The sequence below is a fragment of the Pseudomonas sp. AMR01 genome, assembly GCF_041946035.1.
Lineage (GTDB): Bacteria > Pseudomonadota > Gammaproteobacteria > Pseudomonadales > Pseudomonadaceae > Aquipseudomonas > Aquipseudomonas antarctica_B.
The window spans coordinates 1-517 of record NZ_JAUTYR010000183.1 but is presented as its reverse complement, the minus strand read 5'-3'; the positions used below and the strand labels follow the sequence as shown (position 1 = coordinate 517).

Sequence of the window (517 nt, the reverse complement as noted above, 5' to 3'; positions counted from 1 at the left end):
CCAATTCCGCGATCTGCTGGGAATGCGCGGATTGGATATTCAGGAGGTTACGCACCCACCCACCGAACGCGGCGGTTACATAATCCTCCAATGAGGCGTGTACCTGGGGAGGCCGAATCAACCTATCCATTTTCGACTCCATCGCATCGGGGCAACGGATTCTTCCGCCGCTCGTCCTCGTTTTTATCCCGCGCCTGGTTGATGAGCTCGATACGGGTTTCGTACCGTTCCAGCGCGGCCCGCGACCCGCCCCCCTCGGGTGTGGGATTCAGCAATTCCCGAACCATGACCAGCACCGCGTCGTCGCGCGAATCGTTCAGCGCCCGATCAGCATTCGCCAATTCGGCCCGATAATTCTGGGTATCGACCACCCGCGTGTTGCAACGCCGTTGATCCCATGTGAAATCGAGCGAGTAGTACATGATCGATACGAACATGACTGCCGCCATGATCGCGCACATGGTCTTAATAGCGTCCCATCGTTCTTCTACGGCCGGATCGAGGATAATCCGGACGG

The 517-nt window shown here is 58.0% G+C and carries 1 protein-coding gene; it reads right to left on the bottom strand.

Annotation, left to right across the window (positions count from 1 at the left end; translation table 11 throughout):
- Positions 1-122: 122 nt before the first annotated feature.
- Positions 123-517: hypothetical protein (locus Q7C20_RS27155; protein ID WP_375071237.1), on the bottom strand; the 395-nt coding region annotated here is incomplete at its 5' end.